1 protein-coding gene is annotated in these 1203 nt (G+C 62.6%); it reads left to right on the top strand.

Translation table 11 applies throughout. The features are described 5' to 3' along the window. Nucleotides 1-46: 46 nt before the first annotated feature. The coding region (locus OP18_RS50575) for an ABC transporter substrate-binding protein (protein WP_245635825.1) at nt 47-1203 on the top strand (1157 nt) is incomplete at its 3' end.

Here is a 1203-nt window from a genome sequence, read left to right as displayed (position 1 = left end):
AGGAGAACACGTGAGACGAACCCCGTATGTCGTGGCTGCTGCGGCTGTGTTGCTGGTGCTGTCCGGTTGTGCGACTGATGAGCCGACCGTGACGGCTTCTGGTGCGGCGTCTGCCAGTGCTGCTGCCGGGTCTGGTACTGGTGAGCAGTCGAAGTTCTTTGTGCAGGCTGATTATGACAATGAGTTGTCGTTGTTGCAGGCGACCGCGTCTGGTCCGGCTGATAAGCCGTGGGAGCAGGTGCTGAACGCGAAGTTGGTGGATACGGCGAAGTTCAAGAAGGCCGGTCCGTACAAGATCTGTTTCTCCAACGCGGCGTTGAACAATCCGTGGCGGCAGGTCGGTTACAAGGTGATGCAGGCTGAGGTCGAGGCGCAGAAGGCGAACATCAAGGAGTTCGTGCACGTCGATGCGGAGGGTAAGGACAGCAAGCAGATCGCGGACATCAACGACCTGCTGGGTAAGGGTTGTGACGCGCTCATCGTGTCGCCGAACACGACCGCGACGTTGACCCCGGCGGTGGAGGCGGCCTGTGCCAAGGGCCTGCCGGTGATCGTATTCGACCGTGGTGTGGACACCAAGTGCCCGGTCACGTTCATCAACCCGATCGGTGGTTACGGGTTCGGTCATGTCGGTGCCTCGTTCCTGTCGGAGAAGGTCAAGCCCGGCGGTAAGGTTCTGGCGCTGCGGATCCTGCCCGGTGTTGATGTGCTGGAGACCCGCTGGTCCGCGGCGAAGGTCCAGTTCGACAAGGCGAAGGTCAACGTGGTCGGTGTCGAGTTCACCGATGGTGACCCGGCCAAGACCAAGAAGATCGTCAACGACTACATTCAGCGGTACGGCACGATCGACGGTGTCTGGATGGACGCCGGGGCGACCGCGGTGGCCGCTGTGGAGGCGTTCCAGGACGCGGGCAAGCCGGTCCCGCCGATCAACGGTGAGGACCAGCTGGACTTCCTGAAGCTGTGGAAGGACAAGAAGCTCACCGCGATCGCGCCGACCTACCCGACCTACCAGTGGCGCACCCCGGTCATCGCCGCCCTGCGCATCCTCAACGGCGAGCAGGTCTCCAGCCCGTGGAAGCTGCCGCAGCCCACGATCACCCAGGACAACCTGGACAAGTACGTCGACGCCAACATGCCGCCACTGCACTACGCCATGTGCGGCTGCACCGACCTGCCCGGCTACCCCCAACGCTGGAAGTA

Origin of the sequence: Dactylosporangium aurantiacum (assembly GCF_000716715.1) — a bacterium.
GTDB lineage: Bacteria > Actinomycetota > Actinomycetes > Mycobacteriales > Micromonosporaceae > Dactylosporangium > Dactylosporangium aurantiacum.
The sequence above is the reverse complement of the archived record's forward strand: the minus strand, read 5'-3'. Positions and strand labels throughout refer to the sequence as shown.